Source organism: Pectobacterium brasiliense, assembly GCF_013449685.1.
Classification (GTDB): Bacteria; Pseudomonadota; Gammaproteobacteria; order Enterobacterales; family Enterobacteriaceae; genus Pectobacterium; species Pectobacterium brasiliense_A.
Map to the genome: position 1 here is coordinate 18,634 of NZ_JACDSF010000076.1, position 1,905 is coordinate 20,538.

Genomic DNA, 1,905 nt, shown 5'->3' on the forward strand with positions numbered 1-1,905 from the left:
AGTGAGTTAGATCTCGCCCTGACTCCCTCATGGGTTCAACAGTTATGTGAAACGTTTAACGCCAATGATATAAACAGTAATGATACCGAAAGTATTATGGCCAATAATATAACGTCTTACTGCCACGCATTCATCTGGTTTCTCAACTGCCGATGGCAAGCAAGCATCAAATTGTTATTACTGATAAATTGATATAGTATTGATTAATATCAAGCCTTTAAAATGCGGTACATAATAAATGATATCAGTTTGCATGATCGTGAAAAACGAAGCTTTGCACTTAGGCAACTCACTGAAAGCAATAGCAAAATATTTTGATGACATTGTTGTCGTTGACACCGGCTCAACCGATGACTCCAAAAATATTGCTAAAAAATTTACTGATAAAGTTTATGACTTTGAATGGATATCAGATTTTTCCGCCGCACGAAATTATTCACTGCAATTTGCCAAATATGATTGGATTTTAGTTGTTGATGCCGATGAAGTGATTAATCAATTTGATGTAGCACTGCTTTCAGAGCTCATTAGCACACATCCTACACAGGTCGGCACCGTAGAAATTGCCAGTGTGACTAATGATGAAAATTCGGAAGAAGCAGATTTAATTCAAGAACGTATAAGTCGAATTTTCAATAAAAATTATTATGAATTTTTCGGTATCATCCATGAGCAGGTCTGCAAGAAAAATTCTGGAAAAGCGCCAGATGGACGTTTTGATACCCCACTATCGTTCATGCATAATGGTTACACAAAAGAAATCATAGAAAGTAAAGACAAGATCGCTCGCAATATTACATTACTTCAACATGCCATCGATAAAACTGGTGATGATGCTTATCTGCATTACCAGTTAGGAAAAAGTTACTATCTTGGGAAAAATTATGAACAAGCAATTAAAAATTTTGAAATATCACTATCTTTACAAAAAGATGAGCGTGAGGATTATAGTGAAGTCCTGATTGAATGCTACGGCTATTGCTTAATTAAAACAGCACAATATGAAAAATCTTTGGATATTTTACAATATGAAAAACAAAATCCATCAACTGACTTCATTTTCTTAAAAGCTTTAATACTAATGAATAACTCTAATTTCCAGGGAGCATTAGACAATTTTCAACAATGCATCAGAATGCCACCTGGAAGAAAAACTGGTGTCAACTCTTACAAAGCCAACCACAATATCGCAGTAATACTAGAATGCCATAATATGTTGGATGAGGCAGTTGAATTTTATAAAAAATGCGGAAATTATGCGCCAGCACAAGCAGGAATAACTCGAATATTGGAATGAGTACAAATAAGTTATACTTACCTTTATCGTGTATAAGCGATATTAAATGCAGTGATGTTTTTAATTTACTAAAAAATGATCACGAATCTCACTTTCACTATTGTAACGCCCATCGAAATAACTATTTTTATGGTTTACATTACAAATGATAGAAAGAACACTCTGATCTAAAAACCAAACGCTATCGTCACTTAGATATTATCCTAGCAGGACTTTATTCCCAAAAAAATGCCACAGGAAAATTTAGTATCGTTGCATAGCTTTCGACTTTTTTCTCCCAATAGTTCAGGATTCGGCAAAAATGGTTCAACCAGCTATGCGTTCTTTCCCCCAACTGCGTGCTTTAAGCCGATTGTCTTGACATGGCGGGATCCCACTTTACTTATTGAAATAGAGAACTTATTTCGATTTTATTGATCTGAGCTTTATCTCCACTAANNAACACTCAGTGAAAGACAATGACTGTCTTTAATTATATCAATGAAATACCCAACCCACGCTGCAAAACGCATAAAAAGCATGAATTGATGGACGTCATTTTCCTCACCTTTACCGCCGTGCTAAATAGCTTATATGGACACCGACCCAGTGCAAGCACGGGCAGATCT

At 35.5% G+C, this 1,905-nt stretch carries 1 protein-coding gene; it reads left to right on the forward strand.

What is annotated here, in order from left to right:
* Positions 1-253 precede the first annotated feature (253 nt).
* A complete protein-coding gene (locus tag H0248_RS21010; RefSeq protein WP_257981575.1) occupies positions 254-1,297 on the forward strand; it encodes a tetratricopeptide repeat-containing glycosyltransferase family 2 protein in 1,044 nt (347 codons plus the stop codon).
* Positions 1,298-1,905: the final 608 nt, after the last annotated feature.